This window comes from Leptospira ognonensis, assembly GCF_004770745.1.
GTDB classification, from domain to species: domain Bacteria; phylum Spirochaetota; class Leptospiria; order Leptospirales; family Leptospiraceae; genus Leptospira_A; species Leptospira_A ognonensis.
Map to the genome: position 1 here is coordinate 16,320 of NZ_RQGD01000039.1, position 23,377 is coordinate 39,696.

General features: G+C 40.0%; 20 protein-coding genes. 8 read left to right on the top strand and 12 right to left on the bottom strand.

From position 1 onward, the window contains the following. Nucleotide 1: 1 nt before the first annotated feature. Nucleotides 2-1,429 carry an ABC transporter substrate-binding protein gene (locus EHQ58_RS14920; protein WP_135624711.1) on the top strand — a complete coding sequence of 476 codons (1,428 nt, stop codon included), beginning with the start codon at nt 2-4 and terminating at the stop codon, nt 1,427-1,429. Here EHQ58_RS14920 and EHQ58_RS14925 read toward each other — a convergent pair. From EHQ58_RS14925 to EHQ58_RS14955, 7 genes are all read right to left on the bottom strand, one after another. After that, nucleotides 1,395-3,845: a transglycosylase domain-containing protein gene (locus tag EHQ58_RS14925; RefSeq protein WP_425460492.1), complete on the bottom strand. Its 2,451-nt coding sequence runs from the start codon at nt 3,843-3,845 to the stop codon at nt 1,395-1,397. The two genes, EHQ58_RS14920 and EHQ58_RS14925, sit on opposite strands and share 35 nt — an antisense overlap. Nucleotides 3,846-3,862: 17 nt before the next feature. Beyond that, nucleotides 3,863-6,250 (bottom strand): endopeptidase La, encoded by a 2,388-nt coding sequence (lon, locus tag EHQ58_RS14930; protein ID WP_135624713.1) that lies wholly within the window; start codon nt 6,248-6,250, stop codon nt 3,863-3,865. Between the two features lie 64 nt (nt 6,251-6,314). Further along, nucleotides 6,315-8,312, bottom strand: coding sequence for an excinuclease ABC subunit UvrB (uvrB, locus tag EHQ58_RS14935; RefSeq protein WP_135624714.1), 1,998 nt, complete (start codon nt 8,310-8,312; stop codon nt 6,315-6,317). A 5-nt stretch (nt 8,313-8,317) separates the two neighbouring features. Next, on the bottom strand, nt 8,318-8,983 hold the full coding sequence (locus tag EHQ58_RS14940; protein ID WP_135624715.1) for an ATP-binding protein: 666 nt from the start codon (nt 8,981-8,983) through the stop codon (nt 8,318-8,320). Between the two features lie 56 nt (nt 8,984-9,039). After that, complete coding sequence (locus EHQ58_RS14945; RefSeq protein ID WP_135624716.1) at nt 9,040-9,498, bottom strand: tRNA (cytidine(34)-2'-O)-methyltransferase; 459 nt, start codon at nt 9,496-9,498, stop codon at nt 9,040-9,042. A 10-nt stretch (nt 9,499-9,508) separates the two neighbouring features. Continuing rightward, the gene (locus tag EHQ58_RS14950; RefSeq protein ID WP_135624717.1) at nt 9,509-10,669 is read right to left on the bottom strand and encodes a S1 RNA-binding domain-containing protein; all 1,161 of its coding nucleotides are present in this window, start codon (nt 10,667-10,669) and stop codon (nt 9,509-9,511) included. Further along, complete coding sequence (locus EHQ58_RS14955) at nt 10,666-12,033, bottom strand: hypothetical protein (protein ID WP_135624718.1); 1,368 nt, start codon at nt 12,031-12,033, stop codon at nt 10,666-10,668. Before EHQ58_RS14955 ends, EHQ58_RS14950 begins: the two co-directional genes overlap by 4 nt. Before the next feature lie 110 nt (nt 12,034-12,143). Between EHQ58_RS14955 and EHQ58_RS14960 the strand changes: the two genes are divergently transcribed. Both EHQ58_RS14960 and EHQ58_RS14965 read left to right on the top strand, forming a co-directional pair. Then, nucleotides 12,144-12,842, top strand: a complete 699-nt coding sequence (locus EHQ58_RS14960; protein ID WP_135624719.1) for a histidine kinase — start codon at nt 12,144-12,146, stop codon at nt 12,840-12,842. Nucleotides 12,843-12,848: 6 nt separating this feature from the next. Next, nucleotides 12,849-13,703: a glycosyltransferase family 2 protein gene (locus EHQ58_RS14965; RefSeq protein ID WP_135624720.1), complete on the top strand. Its 855-nt coding sequence runs from the start codon at nt 12,849-12,851 to the stop codon at nt 13,701-13,703. Here the strand turns inward: EHQ58_RS14965 and EHQ58_RS14970 are convergent. Further along, on the bottom strand, nt 13,608-13,952 hold the full coding sequence (locus EHQ58_RS14970; RefSeq protein WP_135624721.1) for a hypothetical protein: 345 nt from the start codon (nt 13,950-13,952) through the stop codon (nt 13,608-13,610). The two genes, EHQ58_RS14965 and EHQ58_RS14970, sit on opposite strands and share 96 nt — an antisense overlap. A gap of 83 nt (nt 13,953-14,035) precedes the next feature. Here EHQ58_RS14970 and EHQ58_RS14975 point away from each other — a divergent pair, with 83 nt between their 5' ends. The 5 genes from EHQ58_RS14975 to mutS all read left to right on the top strand — a co-directional run bounded on the left by EHQ58_RS14975 (nt 14,036) and on the right by mutS (nt 19,977). Next, nucleotides 14,036-14,914 (top strand): shikimate dehydrogenase family protein, encoded by an 879-nt coding sequence (locus EHQ58_RS14975; protein ID WP_135624722.1) that lies wholly within the window; start codon nt 14,036-14,038, stop codon nt 14,912-14,914. 3 nt (nt 14,915-14,917) lie between these two features. Further along, nucleotides 14,918-16,123, top strand: a complete 1,206-nt coding sequence (locus EHQ58_RS14980) for a glutamate ligase domain-containing protein (RefSeq protein ID WP_135624723.1) — start codon at nt 14,918-14,920, stop codon at nt 16,121-16,123. Between the two features lie 62 nt (nt 16,124-16,185). Beyond that, nucleotides 16,186-16,806: a TetR/AcrR family transcriptional regulator gene (locus EHQ58_RS14985; RefSeq protein ID WP_135624724.1), complete on the top strand. Its 621-nt coding sequence runs from the start codon at nt 16,186-16,188 to the stop codon at nt 16,804-16,806. 20 nt (nt 16,807-16,826) lie between these two features. Next, the gene (locus tag EHQ58_RS14990; RefSeq protein WP_135624725.1) at nt 16,827-17,450 is read left to right on the top strand and encodes a phosphoribosylanthranilate isomerase; all 624 of its coding nucleotides are present in this window, start codon (nt 16,827-16,829) and stop codon (nt 17,448-17,450) included. Continuing rightward, on the top strand, nt 17,437-19,977 hold the full coding sequence (mutS, locus tag EHQ58_RS14995; RefSeq protein ID WP_135624726.1) for a DNA mismatch repair protein MutS: 2,541 nt from the start codon (nt 17,437-17,439) through the stop codon (nt 19,975-19,977). Before EHQ58_RS14990 ends, mutS begins: the two co-directional genes overlap by 14 nt. On the opposite strand, the gene serB is transcribed toward mutS, so the two are convergent. From serB to EHQ58_RS15015, 4 genes are read right to left on the bottom strand one after another with little or no spacing between them, the layout of a single operon-like run. Further along, complete coding sequence (serB, locus tag EHQ58_RS15000; RefSeq protein WP_246047381.1) at nt 19,948-20,826, bottom strand: phosphoserine phosphatase SerB; 879 nt, start codon at nt 20,824-20,826, stop codon at nt 19,948-19,950. The two genes, mutS and serB, sit on opposite strands and share 30 nt — an antisense overlap. Before the next feature lie 5 nt (nt 20,827-20,831). After that, nucleotides 20,832-21,605 (bottom strand): SGNH/GDSL hydrolase family protein, encoded by a 774-nt coding sequence (locus tag EHQ58_RS15005; RefSeq protein ID WP_135624727.1) that lies wholly within the window; start codon nt 21,603-21,605, stop codon nt 20,832-20,834. Then, nucleotides 21,583-21,762, bottom strand: a complete 180-nt coding sequence (locus EHQ58_RS15010) for a hypothetical protein (RefSeq protein ID WP_135624728.1) — start codon at nt 21,760-21,762, stop codon at nt 21,583-21,585. The genes EHQ58_RS15005 and EHQ58_RS15010 overlap by 23 nt, the downstream gene beginning before the upstream one ends. A gap of 22 nt (nt 21,763-21,784) precedes the next feature. Beyond that, entirely contained in the window at nt 21,785-23,362 is a 1,578-nt protein-coding gene (locus EHQ58_RS15015) for an MFS transporter (protein WP_246047382.1), read from the bottom strand. Between the last annotated feature and the right edge of the window lie 15 nt (nt 23,363-23,377).

A 23,377-nucleotide genomic window follows, 5' to 3' on the forward strand; every position in this document is an offset into this window, starting at 1 on the left:
TATGAGAACTATATCCCTCATTTTCCTCATATTGTCCCTCACTTTTTGTGCCAAAGAGACAAGGGACTTCGACATTGCCTTAGCATTTCCAAGTGACCCGCCAAGTCTAGATCCACTTCTTTCTACCGATCTTGTGAGCCAAAAATTAGCGAAGTTTATTTTTGCTGGGCTTTATGAATTTCAAAATTCAAAAGTCATACCGAAACTCGTTGCAAGAGACACCTTCATCCCTTCAAAAATGGAACCGAGATTGGAGGTTCAATTACGAATGGATTCAGGTATAAAACCAGAAGATGTTATTTTTTCACTCAATCGACTGAGGCTAGGAAATTCACCAAGGCAGAGTGATTATGGAATGTTAAAGCAGATCTTCAAAACCTCGGGATCTTCGTTAACGATTTTATTAGAAGCGAATACAACAGAATCATTGGTGAAGGAAAAGTTAGCCCTACCATTTGCATCAATCATTAAAGAATCTGTTTTTAATTCTTCCAAAGAATTTTCTTCTTTTGGACCTTATTCTGTTATTGAATGGAAAAAAAATGAATATCTAATGTTAAAAAAAAATCAAAATAATCATCAGGCATTGCCTGATTCGATTCTCATTCAAATATTACCTCAATCCACAACGTCTCTTTTTCTTTATAAAAAGGATAAAATTGATTCTTTAAAACTCACAGACTTTCTATTGACGATTCCTGAAGCTGACTCGCGGCATACCATCATTAAGCGCGGAAGATCGATACAATATGTTGCTATCAATTCTCAAAATCCTTGTTTTGATAAAAATTTTCGGTACGCCCTCAATTTTGCCATTCCTCGGGATCTGATTATCACAAAATTATTGGAAGGTCGGGCTGATGCGGTCATTGGTCCGATCCCAAAACCGTTTTTTGAATCTATTTTTAAAAACAGTTCTCATTCAAAATTTGACTTCGATAAACAAAAGAGTGAATCATTTCTTCGCAATTCAAAATGTTATCCCAAAATATTAGAATCCGAATTAGAATTTCGGATGAGAGGAGATGATGAAAATCAGGCAAAAGGTAGGGCCATTGTACAGGCATTACGTGATATCGGATTAAAAGTTCGTCTCCTCGGACTTGAAAAAGCTCCTCTGTATAAAGAAAATGGAGAAGGAAAAGGAGATCTAACCTTACTTACATGGTATGTTGATTATCCATCTGTCTGGAATTTTCTGGATCCACTTTTTCATGAAAGTAAATTGGGGAATGGTGGAAATCGAGCCCTCTATGCTAACAAAAATTTAACTAAGCGTTTAGATAAAAAAGAAAGTCTAATGGATGCACTTTCAGTGATCAAAGAGATCGAAGAAGATGCACCTTGGATTTTTCTATGGTCGATCCAAGAAAATTATTTAGTCTCTGAGAGATTTATTCATCACGAAGCACTTTCGGATTTTCTATGACGGGAGGCTCAAGTTCCACACTGTCTACTCCGGCAGGTTTTTCCTTATTACCTGTCTCGTTATAATAAGTGTTTTCGGATTCTTCCTCTTCTTCGTTTAACTGTAAATTGGTGGGAGGGGTGATTTCAACTTTTGCAAAGCCTGCACGTTTTTGGGGAAGATCTCCTATATAATAATATTGTTGGTAGAGTGGCATCTTACATATATACTCTGTAGAATTTTCCAAAAGTGTTCCGTCATCGGCGCAGACATCAACTTTGACAAAATCTCCCACAAAGGGCGTAATTAACCTATTGCCGAAACCTAGCTTAGATTTCACATTTTGAGTAAACCTCAGCCAAATACCCCCAGATACACCAGAGCCCGATCCCGGGAAAGGTGCTCCCTCATCATGCCCTACCCAAACAACGGTTATATTTCTTGGTGCAAGACCAGCAAACCAGACATCCCTGACTCCCTTTAATCCTTTCCATCTGCTATTTTTCGTTTTGGGCGATTGGACCGTACCTGTTTTTCCAGCAAACAAGTTTGGTTCACCAGGAACTCGTTTGATATTCATCGTTCCTTCTTCTGTAAGAACAGATTCTAACGTATTGATCGCCATTGCGCAGGCGACAGGATCTAATAATTGTTCGGCAGCTTCATTGGGAGTCGTTTGATAAAACTCATTGCCATCAATGTCCGTGATTTTTATAATCTTTCTTGGTGTTACCCTTCGTCCGCCATTTGCGATCGTCGAATAGATGATTGCGAGTTCCATTGGCGAAAGCTCACCTGACCCGAGCGCAAGAGAAAGATTCCTTTGAAAGCGACTTGCAATTTCTTCTTCTGATAAGGATAGAATTTTCCCGAGCTTTGAAAGAAAATACCCTGTCCCAATCTGATCTAAAAGTTTTACAGAGATAGTATTAACGGATTGAGCAAGGGCTGTCCTTACTGTCATCTCACCCCGATATCCCTTATACCAATTTTTAGGTGAGTATCCGGAAAAGTCTAATTTCTCGTCCTTAATGCGGGAAGAGGGATTCACAATTCGCTTCTCAAAGGCAAGTGTATAAACGAGGGCCTTGATCGTGGAGCCAGGTTGCCTTCTTGCATCTTCTGCTCTGTTAAATCGAAATGTATTTGATATTTTATAGCCACCAACTAACGCTTCAATGTCGCCTGTTTCTGGATCCAAGGAAATGAGAGAACCAGTCATCTGTGGCAATATCGTTTTTGTCAATTCAGATAGATCTTTTTGCCCTTTGCTATTTAACTCAGATTCTTGTTTTGCCAGATCTCCTCGAACAGAATCCACACCCTGTCGCAGGGACTCTTCTGCCATTCTCTGTTTTTCCAGATCAAGAGTAGTAAATACAACCATGCCTCTCTCTTCTAAATCTTCATTCGAGAAAGTATCTAAGACAAATCTTCTAATTTCCGTATTAAAATCAGGAGCTAAATTGATGCGGAAATCTTTATCCGAGCCGTATTTGCCAATTTCACTGCTAAATTTTGAATTTCCCTCTTCATCCTTGAATTCTTTTACTTTATAAATCGACCTAAATTTACGAAGATTTCCTTCTATGGAATCGCCGAATTTTTTTGGAATTTCAGAGGGTACTAGATGTAACTCTTCATTCCTAGCCATGTCGTATAACACTCGTTTTTGCCTATTTAAGGCAATGCCTAAGTTACGTATCGGATTAAAGATACTAGGAGCAGGGATGGTCCCGACGAGCATTGCAGCCTCTTCTGCAGATAATTCCGAGGCAGGCTTGCGGAAGTAGTATCTCGCCGCCTCTTCTACGCCGGTATTTCCTTCTCCCAGAAATATCTGATTTAAATACATTGCCAAAATTTCTTCTTTGGAAAATTTACTTTCAATATAAAATGTACAATAAAGTTCAGTAATCTTATTAAATAAATTTCTTTTCCCTAAATTTAATGTAAGTTTGGCGAGCTGCTGAGTGATCGTTGAACCCCCTTGAGAAAGTCGAAACTGAATTAGGTTGGTAAATACGGCACGACCTATGGCTGCATAGTTGACTCCGCCATGAGTAAAAAACTCTCTATCTTCAGAGGAAAGTACTGCCCAGAGAAGCATGTGATGTTTTTTTAGATTATCTGTTCTGATGGGTCTGAAATTACGACGGTAAAATTCTCCGATCACCTTGCTGTTTCTATCTAAAATTTTTACCGATTTTGGCTGAAATGTATCATAAAAATTTGATACTTCCGATCTGTATTTTTCAAGAGAACGTTCGACTCGTTGCTGTTCACTCGACCAAACCACATAAGCACCGCCAAGAAAAAAGAAACTTAAGAATACAACAGTAAAAAGACCAAGAAAAAAAACAAACGTACGCTTTTGCCAAATTCGGAGTGCAAAAACTTTAATGTGCTCTGCCAACGCAGATAGGACAAGAAGCATGGTTGAATTTTTATTAATCATTTATTCTTATTCTTTAATAATGTTTTCTTAATTTTCGGAAACATCAGTAATACCACTTCTTCAAAAGTAGTAACAGGAAAAAATTTCACTCCACGTTTCACATAATCAGGAATTTCTTGAAATGCTTTTTCATTGTCCTTTGGAAATATAATTTTTTTAATTCCGACACGTTTGGCTGCAACGATCTTTTCTCTGAGTCCGCCGATTGCCAATACCTCGCCTGTGAGCGTTAACTCTCCCGTCATCCCAAAACCCGGGGCAACTGTGGTATGTTGCGCGAGTGAGAAAAGAGCTGTCGCCATAGTGACTCCAGCACTTGGACCGTCTTTGGGTGTGGCTCCATCCGGAACATGCAAATGAACTGATTTTTTATCAAAGATAGAATCATCTTTTAGATAATTTTTAATAAAGGAAAGTGCTATGTTTGCTGACTCCTCCATCATTTTACCCATCTGGCCAGTAAGTAAAATACCACCTTTGCCTGGAACAAATACTGCTTCGATGAGAAGAGTCGATCCACCTGCACTTGTCCAAGCAAGCCCGAGTGCGGTGCCTGGAACACTTGGTATTGTCATGCGGTCGTCTACAAAAGGTGGAGGACCTAAATTTTCGAGTAAATCTTTTTCTCTGATTTCTTTTGAATACTTTTCCTTTAACACTTGTTTCAAAGCCAACTTTCGAACGAGTTTATCGAATGTCTTTTCAAGACCCCGTAACCCAGACTCGCGCGAATATGAATTGATCAAGTGTACGATGGCCTCTTTTTTCATAGAAAAGGAATCAGCTTTCAGCCCATTTTTCTCAAAAATCTTTTTCCAGAGATACTTTTCGAAAATTTGAACCTTCTCTTCTGTAATATATCCAGACAGTTGAATGACTTCCATTCGATCGAGTAGTACTCTGGGAATAGGTTCGTACGTATTTGCCGTAGCAATGAAAAAGACTTGCGAAAGGTCAAACGGCAAATCAAGATAATGATCACGAAACGTGCCATTCTGTTCTGGGTCTAGGACTTCAAGTAGTGCCGACTGCGGATCGCCTTGAAAACCCTGCGACATTTTATCAATTTCATCTAACAGTATGACAGGATCTCTTTCTTTTGATATTTTTAGCGCGTTAATGATTTTTCCTGGCATAGCCCCGATATAGGTTCTTCGATGGCCTTTGATCTCGGCTTCGTCCCTGACTCCACCCACAGAAAATCTAAAATATTTCCGACCTATCGCTTCTGCAATTGACTTTGCGATAGAAGTTTTACCAACACCAGGTGGCCCCACCAAACAGAGAATAGTTCCCCGCGAATGAGGGTTTAACTTACGCACTGCAAGGTACTCTAATATACGTTCCTTGACGTCTTCTAATTTATAATGGTCTCTATTTAATATTTTTTTTGCATGTAAAATATTGATTTCCTTAGGTTTCGGCTCTTCCCAAGGGAGAGCTTCCACAAGATCAAGGTAGTTTCGGATGACGTTGTAATCACTACCAATAGGATCTGTATTTTTGATTTTGTCTACTTCCCTCTCCACTTCCTTGATTACTTCTTCGGGAACTGGGATGCTCTTCAATCGTTCAAGGAGTTTATCATATTTGATCTCAGATTTATCTTCACCAATACCAAGTTCCTGTTGAATGGCTTTTAATTGTTCTCTAAGAAAAAACTGTCTTTGCTGGTTATCAATTTTATCATTAATTTGATCTTGGATTTTTCTTTGCAAAACCACTAATTCGATTTCTTTTTTTAAAAACAGTAGCACCTTTTCTAAACGATCATTTAACGTGATTGCTTCGATTACGCTTTGGTATTCTTCTTTTTCAAGATTGAGAATCGAACAAACAAAATCAGACATTTTGCCTGGTTCATTTACGTTCATCATCGTCAACTTCATATCTTCCGTAAAGAGAGGATTGTTCTGTGCAAGTTCCTTCGTTAGAATCAAAAGAGTTCTCATGAGCGCCTTGATATTATTCTTCGAAGTGCCAGCCTCTTCCTTTGGATAACTTACATTAGCCATCAGGAATGGATTTTTGTGTGTGATTTTTTCAATCTGGAATCTCTGCATGGTATTCACGAGGATATTCATCCCGCCATCAGGTAGATTGATTTTTTTTAAAATGCGAGCCATCACTCCCACTTGATAAATGTTATCTTCTGATGGAGTCTCACTTTCGTCATCTTTGAGTAAGATGAGGCCAACGAATCCTGCGCCTTTTGTCGTCTCCTCAATGGAGGGTATAAATCTGCCCGCAGGGACAATGAGCGGTGTAATGATTCCTGGAAATACAGGTCTTACTTTGATCGGTAATAAGAATATTTGCTTTGGTAAGGCATCCTCAATCCTGACTAATTTTGTGGGACTTTCCCAAGAGTCGTTTTGATCCAATGGACACTCCTAACTGTTCCCATTCAATGTGTTAGAATGGAAAGTACCTTGCAACGATTTTTAGTTACTTCTTTTCAATGCTATCAGGACCAAGGGAGAGCATTTTATCGCGGAACATGGCTGCCTTTTCAAAATCAAGATTGCTCGCAAATCTCAACATTTCCTTTTTTAGTGCTTCTCTCAATTTTTCCTTCGTTTTGTATTTTTTGAGAGTGAATTCCTTTTCCATTTCGTGAAGTGCTTCTTCTTGTGCTGTTTCCTCTGCCATCTCCCTCGGAAGCATGTCATGGATTTCTTTGAGAATGGTCTGAGGCGTGATGCCGAACTTTGTATTATGGTCTTCCTGGATTTTACGTCGACGATCCGTTTCGCTAATGGCTTTGTTAATCGAATCTGTCATCCGATCCGCATAAAGTATCGCTTTACCGTTCACATTTCTCGCCGCGCGACCAATCGTTTGGATTAGGGATTTAAAATTACGAAGAAATCCTTCCTTGTCTGCATCTAAGATTGCAACAAGTGAAACTTCTGGAATATCTAAACCTTCCCGCAAGAGATTGATTCCCACCAAACAATCATAAATCCCTTTGCGTAAATCTCGAATGATTTCGACTCTTTCAATGGTATCAATTTCAGAATGTAGATAGGCGATTTTGAGTCCGACTTCCTTATAATAATCCGTCAGATCCTCGGACATCTTTTTTGTCAAAGTCGTGATCAGCACTCTTTCCTTATTTTGAATTCTAAGGTGGATTTCCTGAAGGAGATCTTCGATTTGATTGGCAGTCGGTCTAACTTCGACAACTGGATCGAGCAGCCCCGTAGGTCGAATGATTTGTTCGACAATGACTTCGCTTTTTCCTAATTCCCTTTCATCTGGGGTTGCCGATACGTACAATGTCCTTGGTGTTAGGCTTTCAAATTCAGCAAAGTTCAAAGGCCGATTGTCGAGTGCACTGGGCAAACGAAACCCAAAATCGACTAGCGTCTGTTTGCGAGACCTGTCACCCGCATACATTCCACCAATCTGGGGCAAGGTAACATGTGACTCGTCTATAATCATTAAAAAATCTAGATTAGGAAAATAATCGATAAGACAGGCTGGCCTATCCCCTTCATTGCGACCTGTTAAATGACGTGAATAATTTTCAATCCCGTTGCAGTAACCAAGCTCTGTTAGCATCTCCATATCATAATTCGTTCGAGACTCGATACGTTCTGCTTCTAAATGTTTTCCCATTTTAAGAAACATTTCTTTTTGCAGGGCCATTTCTTCTCTGATTTTAACGATGGCATCTTTTACCTTTGGTCCAGAGGTGATAAAGTGTTTCGCAGGATAGATGACCATCCGATCTAATTTTGCCTTTGTTTTCCCAGTTATGGGATCAAATTTGGAAATTGCCTCAACCTCATCTCCAAACAACTCGATACGAATCCCCTCTTCCTGGTAAGAAGGCATAATTTCTACCGAATCTCCTCGGACACGGAAATTACCTCGGCTAAATTCTATGTCATTACGGTTGTACTGGATTTGAAGGAATTTACGTATGATTTGATCCCGGTCAATTTTATCGCCGACTTTCAGCATGACAACGGAATTCATATAATCTTCCGGAGACCCTAAACCATAAATACAGGATACGGAACTAACAATGATTACATCATCCCTTTCTAACAAACTGGAAGTCGCACGCAATCTCAGTTTATCAATCTCTTCATTCATTGCCATATCCTTCTCGATAAATGTATCGGAGGATGGAACATAGGCTTCGGGCTGATAATAATCGTAATAAGAAACAAAATATTCGACGGCATTTTCAGGGAAAAATTCTTTGAACTCTCGAAAGAGTTGCGCCGCGAGCGTTTTGTTATGCGAAAGTATAAGGGTAGGCTTACCGATTTTGGCTATGACTTCGCCCATTGTAAAGGTTTTACCCGAACCAGTGACACCAACGAGAGTGACCTTATTTTTACCAGACTGATAAGCCTGACCGATGGATTCGATTGCTTGGATTTGGTCACCTGCCGCAGAGAAGGGTGAAACCATTTTGAATTTCGCCATATAACTTAGAGTTTGCGTTGTGCTTTTAAGTATGCTTGTTTTCGATTATCTATGATATCAAGATCTACAGAATCAAAAAGTTTCTGCATCACCATCATGCCCCGCATCAAAGTGGCCGTAGATGAAAACTTACCACGTAAGATATCGTCTTCTAGATTGAAGTCTTTCACCGTATTTGTCATTTCAAGAGTAAAAACTTTGGATTTATCGATGCTAAAAATAATATCAACATTGAGTCCATCACCATACTTAGCTGCATTTTCGACTGCTTCTACAGTCGCTATGCAAAGGTCCATGCGGATGTCTTCAATCACTCCATTTCGATTTAGGAAATGATCCAACCGTGCACGCACATACTGCATGGGGTTGTAATTCAGGGCACCAAGGATGGTGAACTTTTCGGTAGTTCCGATCTTTCGTATGAGACTCGATTTTTCTGCAAGTAGGTATTCGCGTGCATCAAGGGGATTTGTCGCCACATCTCCTTGGGAAACTAGGTGGTCCACAAAGCTTTGGACATTTTCAAATGTGCAATTAGGCAAATCCTTAAACTTTCGAAAAACTTCCATCTGCACCCAAGAGTAGAAATCTTTCGCATTCCCGGAGACTCCAGAAGAAAAGAGAGCTTTAATCTCTGTTTCGAGCTCTGACTTTGATAGAGGGAACGCCATAATATTCCCATTTCATTGGTAAGGAAAGAGTTGTAAATTGTTTTATATAACTAGGCTCATTCTAATATTCTTTGACGCAGTGCTTCATAAAGTACGATCGCGACGGCATTGGACAAATTGATGGAACGCGATTTAGCACCCATCGGAATGGAAAGAATGCGTTCTTTGGGGTGTGAGGCGCGGATGATTTCTGGTAGGCCACTCGTTTCTTTACCAAAAACCAGGACATCATCTGCCTGAAACCGGTTGTCCCAATAGGTTGTTTCTCCAAACTTCGAAACCAGAAAGATCCTTTGTGATCGTTTCTGTTTTTCTGCTAGGAATGTTTCATAATCAGAAAAAAGGTGTAGGTCCAAATCCTGCCAGTAGTCAAGCCCCGCCCTTCTCACTGCCTTTTCTGACAGATCAAAGGCTGGCTTACCGATGATGCAAAGAGGGACATCGGCATTGACACAAAGTCGCGCTATGTTTCCCGTATTTGGCGGGATTTCAGGTTCAAAAAGAGCAATTTCCAAATAGGAAAGCCTACTTCTTTTTTTTATCGAGCGATTGTTTCAAAAGCAGACCGAAGCTGGAGACTGCCTTCGGGTCTTCTTCTGGTTTCAGATACTGCTGGTATTCGAGTCGATCCTTTGCTTCTGCCGCTTTTGTAATCGAAAGTGCGATCTGCTTTTTTTCTGGATTCACTTCCAAAACAAAAACTTCTACTTTTTGTCCAGGAGAATACACCGTATTAACAGGTGTTCGCATAGGCACACCTGTTTCTTTGTTTGGAATGAGCCCGTTAAAAGACTCATTCAGCCTAACAAAGATTCCAAATGGTTTAATAGATTCAATTTCTGCTGTCAAAATATCAGACTCTCGAAAGGGAACCTTTAAGGCCCATGGATCTTGTAAAAAGTCTTTAGCGCTAAGCGAAAATTTTCCTTCTTCCCAATTTAATGCGATGATTTTTGCGCGCAGAGATTCTCCGACTTGGAACTCTTTTTCAAGGTCTGCGTTTTTTCTAAAGGTCGCTTCACTCGCAGGAACAAGCGCATCGAATCCATCCATATCTACAATGAGACCAAATTTATGAATTGATTTGATTCGACACGTAACAAACATTCCTTCTTTCAGTTCTGCTTGCAGGATTCGTTTTTTAGTTTCCTTTTCTCTATCGCTGATTTTTTTCTGCGAGAGTATGGCTTTTTGAGATTTTGTATTTAGCTCGGTAACAATGAATTTGAATTTTTTGCCGTATAACTCTTTCCCTTTAAACTCGGCATCAAGTTGGGAATACGGAACAAATCCGTGTAAAGATCCTAGTTTTACTTCATAACCACCGTTAGACTCCATTGCCACCTGCCCCCAAACTGGGATCTCGGAAGATATAGCGATTGCTAAATGATCTTCTGTGATAGACTCACCTGAAAGGCAAGATGTGAAATAATAATCTCCAGATTCTTCCTTTAAGAAATATACGGTAAGGAGATCTCCTGGCTTGGGGGGAGTCTCGTCCTTCCATTCTTCAAAAGCGATGTTACCTACTATATTTGATCCGACGGTTCGTATAAAGACATAGTCATTTTTGACAGAGACTACTTTTCCTTCTTGTCTAGAACCAGGCTCAATCGACTTTCTTTTTTTAAAACTTTCTTCCAATAGTCGATCAAATTCATTAGCTGGGTGGGAATTCCCTTTCATGGCTTCTTACCTACTTTTTCTAGTTTTGGGGTATAAACCAGTTTTCCACCCAAGACCATGGATTCAATTGCAAATATTCCCAAAGGACCCACAAATGGATTTTGCGTATGGACAGAGAAATGCGCCGGCCCGCCCTCCTTGATAAGACCCTTATGATCGGCACCCAGGAAATTGCATGTTTTCCTTGTCAAAATGTCGACGAGTGCCATCCCTTCTGGGGATAGAGTCTCGGGATCGATGTTGGTTTTTTGAAGTAGCCTTTCTCCACTCAGACTCCCCCAAATTTTCTTCCAGAAGCTAGGCTCCTTCTCTTCCTCGATAGAAACTTTTTTAACTTGGGGAGACTGCTTCCAACTTTGGAGCCAAAGTTCCGACTCAAGGATTGCCCCTACTCCCGGATAGGATCCGAAATGTCCAGAACCAGAAGAAAATAATAATCTATCTTTGGGAAATGCAATCATCGCCTTTTCTAACTCGAGGAACTCTCTTTGGGACAGGCTCGCCTTCGTTGGATCGCCCGTGGCATTCAGAGCTGCTTCAAATGTTTCTGCAAATTTTCCCGAATAAACTTTATGATGTTTGGCGATAGCTCTAAATTTTTTCTTTAAATTTTCTGGGTCTTCCTTCATAGATTTGATATATGTAATATTTAACATGGGAGACCAAGTGTAACTACGCCTTTGGATGAGCCCCAAATTTGTCTTAGGTGGAATGGCATGAAATATAATTTCATATCCAGCATCGATCGCGTCCTCCCACGAAAGAGGGTCTATGAAAGAATAAATGACAGGCTTCAGTCCATTTTTTTCGGCTTCCGCTCTCAACCGAAACAGTTCCGTCTGCGGATAAGAATTGTTTTGGGAACGCTTCAGAAAAACTGGTAAAATTTTCGAACGGTCTTCCTTCTCGTGAAAGAGAGAAGGAGTTGTGCCTAACTCCGAGACGAACTGGTATTGTTTGGTCGGCCTGTCATCCTCTGGAAAGTGGGAAGGAAGTAGGACCGGTTTTTGAGACTGGGAAATGATGGGTCCGATGAGTCTGCCCTTGGATATCTCTTCCCTGACGGCTTGCAAATTTGGATCTGCTACGGATTCTACATGGCTAAAGCCAGTGGAGAGAAAACCGAGGAGATGAAATGGAAGCGCTTCCTTTGTCATTTCACCACCCAAAGAATTGGAGCTGAGTGTGACACTTGCATCACAAAAGCCAGGGAGTAGATAACGTACCATTTCTTTTTTTGCAATAGAGCTAGGACGTATCGACTTGATCAGTCCTTTTTGGATTTCTATGTCGCTTATCTCTCCAAAAGATTTTTTTTCAGTGTCCCAGACCCTCACTCCGATCATTTTCAGGTTCTGAGACAAAAGAATCGTGGGTAAGAAGGCCGATAAATAGAGGAAGCAGGTTAGGCAATATCGCGTCTTGTTTTTCATATTTGTCGTCATAGTATCTTGACAATGGGGCTATTATTTAAATGATTTCGGGTATGGGAAAGGAAACAAGCGAGATTTCTGACCACATAAAACTACATGTGGAAAATGGAAAGATACTTTCCATGAAGACGCATCGTATTTCCAAGACTGTGGAAGAACATATCAAAAAAGCAGTCGAGCTCATACTTGACCGTCTTACCCATACTACACTCATACCCACACTTTATACCATCATCAAGGAACTAGCGATCAATGCCTGCAAAGCCAATCAAAAACGAGTGTTTTTCGAAGAAAGAGGTTATTCTTTTTCAAATCCCACCGAATACGCGCAAGGTGTAAAAGAATACCGAGAGCTTTTCTCAGAAGAAATGTCGAACGAGTTTGGTGCAAAAGCGAAGAAGAAAGGTTATTATTGTTTGATCAATTTCAATTTTACCGATCACGGTATCACGGTAGAAGTAATCAATAACACACCTATCGCCAAACAGGAAGAGAAAGCCATTCGGGAAAGACTGGAAAAAGGGATGGCCTATGACGACATTGCACAGTTTTATATGGACAATGCAGACAACACCGAGGGTGCGGGCTTAGGATTGGCACTCATACTCATCATGCTGAAAGGGGAAGGGATCGACCCGAATTTTTTTAGGATCATCATCGGTGAAGATTCGACGATCGCACGATTGGAAATACCCCTTTCAAAAAGCTTTACATCAGTTCGCGAAAATAAAACCTCTTAAATATTCATGCCTTTTCCTCTTTCTGCGACCATCATCACTTTAAATGAAGAGGATAATTTAGAACGCACTCTTGCGGCACTTGGATTCATTAACGATATCGTTATCGTCGATTCAGGCTCAACAGATCGAACGCTGAGAATTGCGGAGCAGTACAAAACGAGAGTCTTCCATCGCGAATTTGATAACTATGCCAGCCAGAAAAACTTTGCTTTAGAACAAACCAAAAATGACTGGGTGTTAGCACTTGATGCTGACGAGGTAGTCTCACCAGCCTTGCGTTTGGAGATAGAGTCTTTATTTCAAAATCCAAACAAGATTCCACCTAACGAAGGCTATCTAATTCCAAGATTAACTTGGTATCTCGGTAAGTGGATCAAATTCGGCGGTTTTTATCCAAATTACCAAACAAGACTATTTCCAAAATCAAAGGGAAAGTTTAGTGGTGGGCTCGTACACGAAAGAGTTGTCTTGCCAACTCCGCCAAAAAAGTTGATGCATCCATTATATCATTTTTCTTATCAAAATATTTCAGACCATCTGAGTTTTATCGATAGGTATTCCAGTTTGTTTGCAGAAGAAGAATTTCGCAAAGGTAAAAAAAGTTCTATCGGTTGGGCTTTCGCCAAAGGATGTTTTAAAGCTTTTTATATGTATTTTGTTCGTCTTGGGGCTCTAGACGGCAAACAAGGGTTCGTGCTGGCTACACTTGGGTTTTATTATAATTTCTTAAAATATTTGAAGCTATTTGAAAAGCATCAAAAATTGTCAGTCTCTCCTTTCCTTGTTATGGTTGATCCGATTCATAATATAGAGAGCGATAAAACCACCCAAAAAAATCGCGACAAGATTCACATTCGATAACTGAGTCGAACCAATCTTAGGTGACATGAGCCACATGATCACATCTCGAATATAAGTTTGTAAAGTTGCAAATACGATGAGAGCTCCAATCCCTGCTACGAAAGTTGACCCCCAGAATTTACCCAGAAGATCTTTTCGCTTATAATAATAAAAGTAATAGGCACAAGCAGCGGAAGCAAGAAAAAAGAATAAAATGTCAACGAGAATGGTCCAAGGCTCAGAAGGAGCCGCTATCGGCGTTAAAAACATAAAGCATTTACCTATCTATACTCAATTTTCGGTAATATGCCTCGACGTCGAGAAGATAAAATTTTAGATTCCAGAGGAAAGAAATGTATACTAACAATACAAAGATTTATGGCATCCTGGGGTTTCCTCTAAGCCACACGCTCTCCCCTTGGATTCATAACACTCTCTTTCAACTTGCAAATTACGACGGGGTTTATCTCGTATTTGAAAGACAGGATTGGCCAGCGGTCGGCCTCGGTTCCCTTCAAATGATGGGGGTTTGGGGGCTTTCTGTTACGATTCCCTTTAAGGAATGGGCTTTTCAAACTGCCGATGAAGCCTGCACTGCTTCTAAAACGATGAAAGCTTCAAATACTTTACTTTTTGAAGAAGGTAAAGTTTTGGCAAAAAATACCGACGGGGAAGGAGCTTTAAAATCCATTTTGGTTCAAGACAAGTCCTTACTTCGATCAGACGATTCTTCCCAAATTTTAATCTTAGGGAGCGGCGGAAGTGCCAAAGGAATATTATTCTCAATCGCTGAATACTTAAAAAATCAGAACAAGCCTATTCACAAGAAAATAAGAATATTAGCAAGAAATACTACAGCTGTTCAGGAGATGATAGAATCCTTGGATGCTGGAAATATGATTCAGCCAATCACTTTGGATGCGGCATACGAAGAATCTAAAAACATCTCGCTCGTGATTCATACCACGCCCGTTGGTATGAAAGGGATAGGTGGTGATGCCTTACTGGGAAAAGATTTTTTCCATAAAGACACCACACTCTTTGATATCGTATACAATCCGCTAGAGACACCATTAGTCAAATTAGCGAAAAAAAAGAGATCACAAATCATTCCAGGTTATTCCATGTTACTTTACCAAGGGATCAGACAGTTTGAATATTTTACCAAAATAGAACCGAAGCAAAAATGGATCAAGGCGATCGATACGCTTTTGCTAAATAAGCTAACTTAAGAAATGAGTTTATTTCTAAATCTTCTTTCCGAGTTACAAAACCCAGAAAAGACTAGAAATTTTAATGTTTTTAAAAACTATTCCCTGGATGAGTTTCAATCACAAATCGAAAAGTATGGAAAGCTTTTAGAATTTGATCCTTCCTATCGGCCTTTTCGTTTTGCAGTCATTGGGACGAATGGAAAGGGAAGTACATCTTATTATCTTTCGGAACTTTTGCAAAAAGTAAAATTAGATCAAAATATTGGTCTTTATACATCTCCTCACCTACTTTCTCCTTTCGAAAGAATTATTTGTAATGGAAAGATGATCAGCGAGATCGAATCAGACGAAATCATTACACAATTGGAGAGGATAGATGCGTCTCAATTAAAGGCACTGTCTTATTTTGAATGCATGACTCTTCTTTGTTTTTGTTTTTTTAAAAAAATGGGATGCTCGTTTGAAGTCTGGGAGGCAGGTCTCGGTGGTAGGCTTGATGCGACAAAATTAGCGAATCCTGATGTGATCATACTCACAAAAATTGGCATCGATCATAGTGAGATATTGGGTGACACCTTAGAAAAAATAGCCTTTGAAAAAATACACATAGCAGGCAATAACTCGAAAGTTATTTATAGCTTTCCTGTTACGGGAAAATTAAGATCCGAGATTGTTTCGATTGCCAAATCCTTACGATTAGAAGTCCATTTTTTTGATGAAAATAATTATCCAGATTACTTACAGTATAACTTCAATTTTGTGAAATGGGTGTTAGAAGACCTTCACATTTTAGATCCCAGTCTTTTGCCTTCTTTTGAGACGCTCAAACGTCCACCTGGACGACTGGAAACCATAAGGGAGACTCCGCTTCTTGTTTTCGATCCTGCACATAACCCGGATGCCGTCAAACATACGATTGCAACGCTACGAAAATCGCCAGAATGGCAAAACAAGCCAAGCTTGCTCTGTGGGTGTTTGCCAGATAAGGATACAGACTCCATATGGAAGGAGATCTCGGCCGAGGCTTGGCAGGAGATTTTCTTTTATGAAGCAGAAGGATTTTACAAGTGGTCGGATGCATTGCCAAGTACAACTGGAAAATTTTTACATTCAGAGAAGGAGCTGAAGGAAGCCTTGGACGCAGAGGCTGGTCCCGTTCTTGCTCTAGGTAGCTTTCGTCTCTACCCAGTTTTAACAAGTTTGTACCAGAACCGTGTCATTTTGTAATTTTCGACTTTACAAATCCATGAGTGGTTGCAATATTTTTTTAGGAAACGACGTTCAGGCCCATGCAGACCCCTAAAGAACACACGAGACGAGAGATTTTGGTCGCCGCGCGCGAAGAATTCATCCAAATGGGTTTTGAAAAAGCATCGATGCGTACCATTGCCAAAAAGGCAAAGGTCTCCACGAGCAATATCTACAACTACTTTGAGAATAAAGAACACTTGTTGATGGAGATCCTAAATCCCATTCTCTCGGGGTTAGAGAAGGCATTTCAGTTCATTTCCCAACCAAATTATTTTGAAAAACGATTCAATGATTCTTACGAGACATGGAGAGAACGTTTCAATGTGGCGCTTGATTATGTGGATACCAATAGGGATGATTTCACCTTACTTCTCTTAAAGTCTCAAGGATCTACTCTGGAAGATTTTCCTGAAAAAATTCTGACTCGACTCACAAGTTTGAACTATGAACAATACAAACAATTCAAACTTTCGAACCCCAATTACAAAGGTGAAGTTGGTGAATTTGTAGTCAGAAATATCCTTTCCTACTTTCTTAACATTTTTGTTCAAATGATCAGACAAAATATTCCTAAGGAGGAAATGCTCCTTTATGAAGACAGCATGCTGAAATTTTTGCATTATGGTTATAAAGGATCGATTGCTTCTGATTTGAATTAAATCATTTTGGTTCTCGAAGCATGGGAATCAAAATAAAAATCTGCGGCATCCGCGACTTAGAAACTGTAGACCTATGCCATGCTCTTAGGATCGATTTTCTAGGTTTTAATTTTTCCCCGAATTCGCCTCGTAATATCTCGGAATCCGAAATTGAAGCCCTCCTCGCTTTCCGAGAGAAGGAACATTTTCCTAAAATTGTCTTCCTATTCTTTCAAAACGAGGAGAAACAAATCACAAAACTGGTAAATCAATACAATCCAGACTACGTCCAACTCATTGCTGGCGATCCCATTGACATTACTGGAGTCTGGGAAAGATACCGAAGTTCTAAAACCTTACTTCCAGCCTTTCGTTTACAAGGTCGAGTGGGAGATGAATCCCTACTTTGCCCAGACTTACCCTTTGTCATTTTAGACAGTTACAAAAAGGACCTTGGAGGTGGAACAGGCCATACTTTTCCGTGGGAATATGTAAAGGAAGTCAAACGTCCTTATCTATTAGCAGGTGGGATCACTCCAGATAACGTAGTAGATGCGATACGATATTTGAAGCCTTTTGGAATTGATGTAGCTAGTGGAGTGGAAACGAACGGTAAAAAAGACCAAACTAAAATTGAGGCCTTGGTAAAAAATGTCCGAGGATAATGACGCTCTAAGTACGCCCGTTATGCGGCAGTATTTAGAAATTAAAGTATTACACCCTGATGCCATCCTCTTCTTTCGCATGGGTGATTTCTATGAGATGTTTCTTGAAGATGCCAAAGAAGCAGCTCTCATACTCGATATCACACTCACTAAAAGGCAAAACCAGATTCCCATGGCAGGCATCCCCTACCATGCAACAGAAAGCTACATCGCTCGGCTTATCAATGCTGGTAAAAAAGTTGTCGTCTGTGAACAAATAAAATCAGACGATCCGAAAGCAAAAATCATGCAGCGAGAAGTGGTAAGGATCATCACACCTGGCACTGTTGTCGAAGAGAATCTCCTTGGAAGTTACCAGAACAACTATCTATCTTTGGTATTGTGTGATAAAAAGTATGTCTATATTGCCTTCGCAGATGTATCTACCGCAGAACTCATTTATTTTTATCTACCAGAATCTGATTCTGATCGGATCAAAGACACCATCCAAAGGTTTTCTCCAAAAGAAGTTTTGTATTCCCCGGAATCAGAAAAGTATCTGGGGCCTGCCACACAAGATAAAAAATTAACACTAACGCCTGTCAGACCCGACTTCCTACCCGATGCGAAAACGAAAGGAATAGATACTGTCGTTCATGTCTTAGATGCATATTTAAAATATAACTACCGGCGGCATGATTTCAAATTTAAATCACCCAGATTGATTGATGAATCCGAATTTCTAGGACTGGACGAAAGAACCATCGAACATTTGGAGTTAGTAGAGAATGAAAACCAAAAAAATCATACTTTATTTGGCGTTCTCAATCGCTGCGTCACCCCTCAAGGCAAACGCCATTTAAAACAGCGTATCCTATTTCCATCCTCCAATCCTGAGATGATTCGTTCGCATTGGGACAAAATCCAAATTTTAACTTCCTTTAAAAAAGAAAGAACAAAACTTTTATCTCTATTGGATGAAGTGATTGACATTGAACGCGTGTTATCTCGTTTCCGTGGAGGCAAGGCAAGTCCTAGAGATTTTCGTGGGATCCAAAAGAGTATCACTTCTTATACTCAGATTAAAACTATTTTAGATGAGATAGGTTTTTCGTTTTCTTCTCTTCATACCAATCTTCAGGAATTAAATTTAAAATTTGATACTAGGCTGAGCGAGGGAGAGCTGCCGGTTTTCCTAGGAAACTCTCCGTTTCTGAAATCAGGATATTCGAAAGAATATGACCATGCCATCTTAGCAAAAGAAAAGGGTAAAGACTGGATCTTGGAACTCGAAGAAAAAGAGAAAAAAGCATCTGGAATTTCTAGTTTAAAAATTCGTTATAATAAAATTTTAGGTTACTTCATTGAAATCTCCAGAGGCCAAGCCAAAGATGCACCAAGCCATTTTGTAAAAAAACAAACACTCGTTACGGGCGAGAGATTCACATCGCCCGAACTAGAAGAAATGGAAAGGGCGATACTGGCAGCTGATGAAATCATCGAAAAGATTGAAAAAGAGGAGTTTGAATATCTCATTTCAGCTTGTTTAGAAAACTTTTCTGATTTTCTTAGCCTAGCGAGTGAAATCGCCTCATTGGACTATCATATTTCGCTCACCATTTGTAAGGAAGAATACCAATGGATATGTCCTGAAATTCGTGAAGATGGTGTCATTCAATTGGTTGAATCTAGACACCCTGTGGTGGAAGCTTTCCTTCCGATGGGAGAACGTTTCGTACCAAACTCTCTTGATTTAAATCCCAGAGAGGATGCCATCGCGATTCTGACAGGACCGAATATGGCAGGGAAGTCAACTTTCATGCGTCAGGTGGCAATCAATCAAATCCTATTCCAAATGGGATCTTTTGTACCAGCAAAATTTGCTTCACTTCCTATCGTGGATCGCATTTTTACTCGGATTGGCTCTGGTGACAATTTAACTACTGGCGAATCTACATTTTACGTAGAAATGAAAGAAACTGCTTACATACTAAATCATTATACGGAAAAAAGTCTTATCCTTTTTGACGAAGTAGGAAGAGGCACATCGACCTATGATGGGCTTTCTCTGGCTTGGGCAATACTCGAATTTATGGGAAAAGATTTCCCGCGAGCAAAAACGATTTTTGCAACCCACTATCATGAGTTAACGGAACTTGAAAAAGGAAATGGGATTTTTAATCTATATTTAGATACATTTGAAAAAGAAGGAGAAATTCTTTTTTTGAAGAAAGTAAAGAAAGGCAAATCGAAACAGTCTTTTGGAATCTATGTAGCTAAACTCGCGGGAATACCCAGCCAAGTGACAGCAAGGGCTCGTGAACTCTTAACAGGGCTTGAGTCAAAAAAGAAGGAAATTAAAATCAAGCAGGAAGAACCAAGCTTATTTGGAAATCTAGTAGATCCAGAACTTCTTTCAAAAACAAAATCACCAACAGAGATTCGAATTTTAAAAAAACTTGAAGAGATCGATATAAATAAAATTCCTCCGATCGAGGCGCTTCAGATTTTGGAAGAGCTAAATCGATGGTCGAAAGAGAAAGAGTAAAACGCTCATATCACAAAAATCAATCCAATTTGAAATCTGATCCTTTAATCCCTGCTTAGCGTGAAACCCAATGCCTATATTCGCTGTATTTAACATAAGGGCATCATTTGCTCCATCTCCTACAGCCACAACTTGCGATTTTAAGATAGTTTCACGTGTGATCAGTTGGTCTAAATAATATGACTTCTTTTCTTTATTTATAATTTCGCCAACGATTTTACCTGTAAAGATCCCGCCGTTTTCTTCCAATTCATTGGCTTTAAAAAAATGGATTGGATATTTTCTTGAAAAAAGTTCGAGAACAGGTGTAAACCCTCCACTCAAAATTGAAACTTTGGTATTTAACTTAGGCAATTCGCGCAGGATGATCTCCATGCCGGCACTCAAAGTTAATAAATCATAGACCTCTTCAAAACTTTTTCGAGATAACCCTTTTAAATATTTCACTCTGAGTTTTAATGCTTCATCGAAAGCCATTCCACCTTCCATGGCTTCCCTGGTAACGCGCGATACTTCCTCAAAAACGCCATGTTTACGAGCAAGCTCATCGATGACCTCTTCCCTTATGACGGTAGAGTCCATGTCAAAACAAAATAAACTTAAAACATCTGGATCCAAGTACTGGTCCATGCATATAACATCAATTTGGTGAGCACCAAACTTTCGCCTTATTTCGGTCAATTCTGTTCTAGATAGAAAATTCGGGATCGTCACGTCGAAACATATGTGGTCAAATTGTGCTCTTTCTGAGGCCAGCGCATTCGCAGGCAAGGAAATATTTTGATGAAGGAGAGTCTCAAATGCCGATCGAGGAAATGATCCTTTTTTAATGAATAATAATTTTGCCACGGATATTATTGTATTAGCGGTCTAAGTTTTTTACCCCAAACTTCGTAACCTTTTTCGTTGAAGTGAATGGGGTCTCCATTGGAACGCACAAATTCGTCATCAATCCTTGTATCGTCCGATTTACGCATGTCATTCCAAACTTCAACATACATTACATTTTTATGATTTTTTGAAAATTCAGATAAGTATAAGTTATAAATAGGAACAATTTTATTCAGTTCAGGAACAAGTGTCGGCGGAGTTGCAAGGAAAATAATTTTCGTATTAGAGTTTCGTTTATGAATTTTTTCTACAATCATTTCTATGTTTTTCTGTGTAACAGAAAGGCACTTACTATAGATGAGATCATTGCCACCTATCTCGATCACAATTGTTTGTGGATTCAACATAAGCACGTCAGTATCAAGACGGTCTAACAACGATTCAGTCATGTCCCCGCCTATCCCTCGATTGACGATGGAAAGACCTGGAAATTCCTTTGACATCAGATCAGGAGTAAAACCTTGCACAAGGCTATTCCCAGCAATCACTACTTTGGATTGTTTGAGCTTCTGGTTTTCTTCTTGGAACAAAAGGCGATTGGGAAGCCAGAATTTAGTACGGTATTTTTGATAGTCTTTTGCATTTTTCCAACCCGCGCCAGCATGGCACTCAAAGGACGGGTGAAAGTAATCTTTTACCCTGAGAGAACGGCATTGGATGATAAAGGTAAGGAGAAAAAAAATGGAAAGAATAGATCTCCCAGAGAAAGGAAGTCTATTCTTGTTCTGACGGCTCATTCATGCGGAAGCGTTTCTGCCAGTCCTTGATTTGGGACTGAGCGTATTCTTCCGTGTCACAAATACGAAACTCGATGGGGTTATTCGTCGTAGTTTCAATGAGTTTGGCTTCGATGTACCCATTCTTCAATTTGGTTGTCTCTATGCGATATCTCATCTGTATCTCCAATTACCAGGATTTAACGTCCGCGTATCTTGGCAATCTCTTCTAATGTCTCATCCTCCTTGTACTTTCCGAAGAGATAAATGGCCAATAGACAGAAAGCAGAAGCGAGCGGGCCTGTGAGTCTGACTCCAAGCTCTCCACCACTTTCTTCTTGTTCCACTTTACAAATGATTTTATCAGTAGTATTTGCTTCTTGTTTCGATATGTTTTGCTCGTTTGCACCTTGGTCTGGCGATTTCTGTACTTCTTTTTTTACATTCTCTGATACAGAGGGAGCTATAATGCCCGTTACGTTAGGAGAGACCCCTTTTTTTCCTTCACTTCCTAGACCAACCAAGATCAGGGAACTGAAGATCAAAACCGCTAGTGTTTGTCCTAGCTTTTGCATAAAGGTCCTTCCTGCATAAAATAGACCTTCTCGCTTCGATCCTGTCTTTAATGCATCAAGTTCCGCGATATCTGCAAGGATCGCATTTGGCAAGATACCAAGAATTGCAATGGGAATGGCAGCGACTGCAACAATCATATAACCTTGGATATATGGAGAGATGGGGAGGGAATTTTTTCCAATAAAGAATATAGAAAGGAAGAGAGCTAAGAAGATATAAAATCCAATGAGAACTGTTTTTTTCTTTCCGATCTTCTTGGCTACGATGTTGACGACAGGATAAAAGGCAAAAGATACAAGAAGCATGATGGTCAATAGCTGGGTTACAAAATCACGTTCCAACTGTAAAAGAACTGTCACGTAATAAGAGATACCAGTCGTTAACACGGTCAATGCGAGAAAGTAACAAAGATCAGAAAGTGCAAAGTATTTAAAATTTTTATTTTTAAAGGTCAGAACGATAGCCTCTTTAAAAGGAACGCTCGATGCTTCCGACTCACAGTATGTTTTCTCGCGGATGGTAAAGACCGGAAAATACATACAGATCGCCGCGAATGCGCATAAAATCCCAAGGGCATATTGGCGGGAGATAAGGGACTGCAGAGCCGGATCTGCCGAATAGGTAAAGGATGCTTTTAACGCATTGGAAATGATCGGTTCCGTAGAAGCTACAATGATCCCTAAGGCATAGGTCACAGAGATATACGTCGAAAGATTCAGTCTTTCGTTAGGAGTGTGACCTAGCTCCGGGATCAGAGCAAAATAGGGCGTCACATAGACGGTAAGAAAGAGATAAAAAAGGAGCATAAAAACCGTCATCCAAACTAAGTTTCCTGAAGAAACAAAATGGTTAGGTGGAACGAAGATCAACCAACAGAAAGCCGCGGCAGGAATACCACCCAAGGCAAGGAAGGGTATCCTTCTGCCGAAACGTGAGGTAAACCTGTCAGAAGAATTGGCAACCAAAGGATCTGTGACTCCATCCCATAGCCTTCCTACGGCAGCAACCACTCCGATCGTCGATAGTCCCCAGAAGGCCATCTTTTCGATGAGGTCTGGGAAACAATCTTCCCCCGCTTTAGGTGCCGGCGGTAGATAGAAATAAACTTGGTGGAGACCAATGATATTGATGAGCGTGGACCAACCGAGTTGGCCAATCGCGTATGTAATTTGTTTGCTGAAAGGAAGAGAGGGCTTCTGCATTTTATTCTCGTGGGG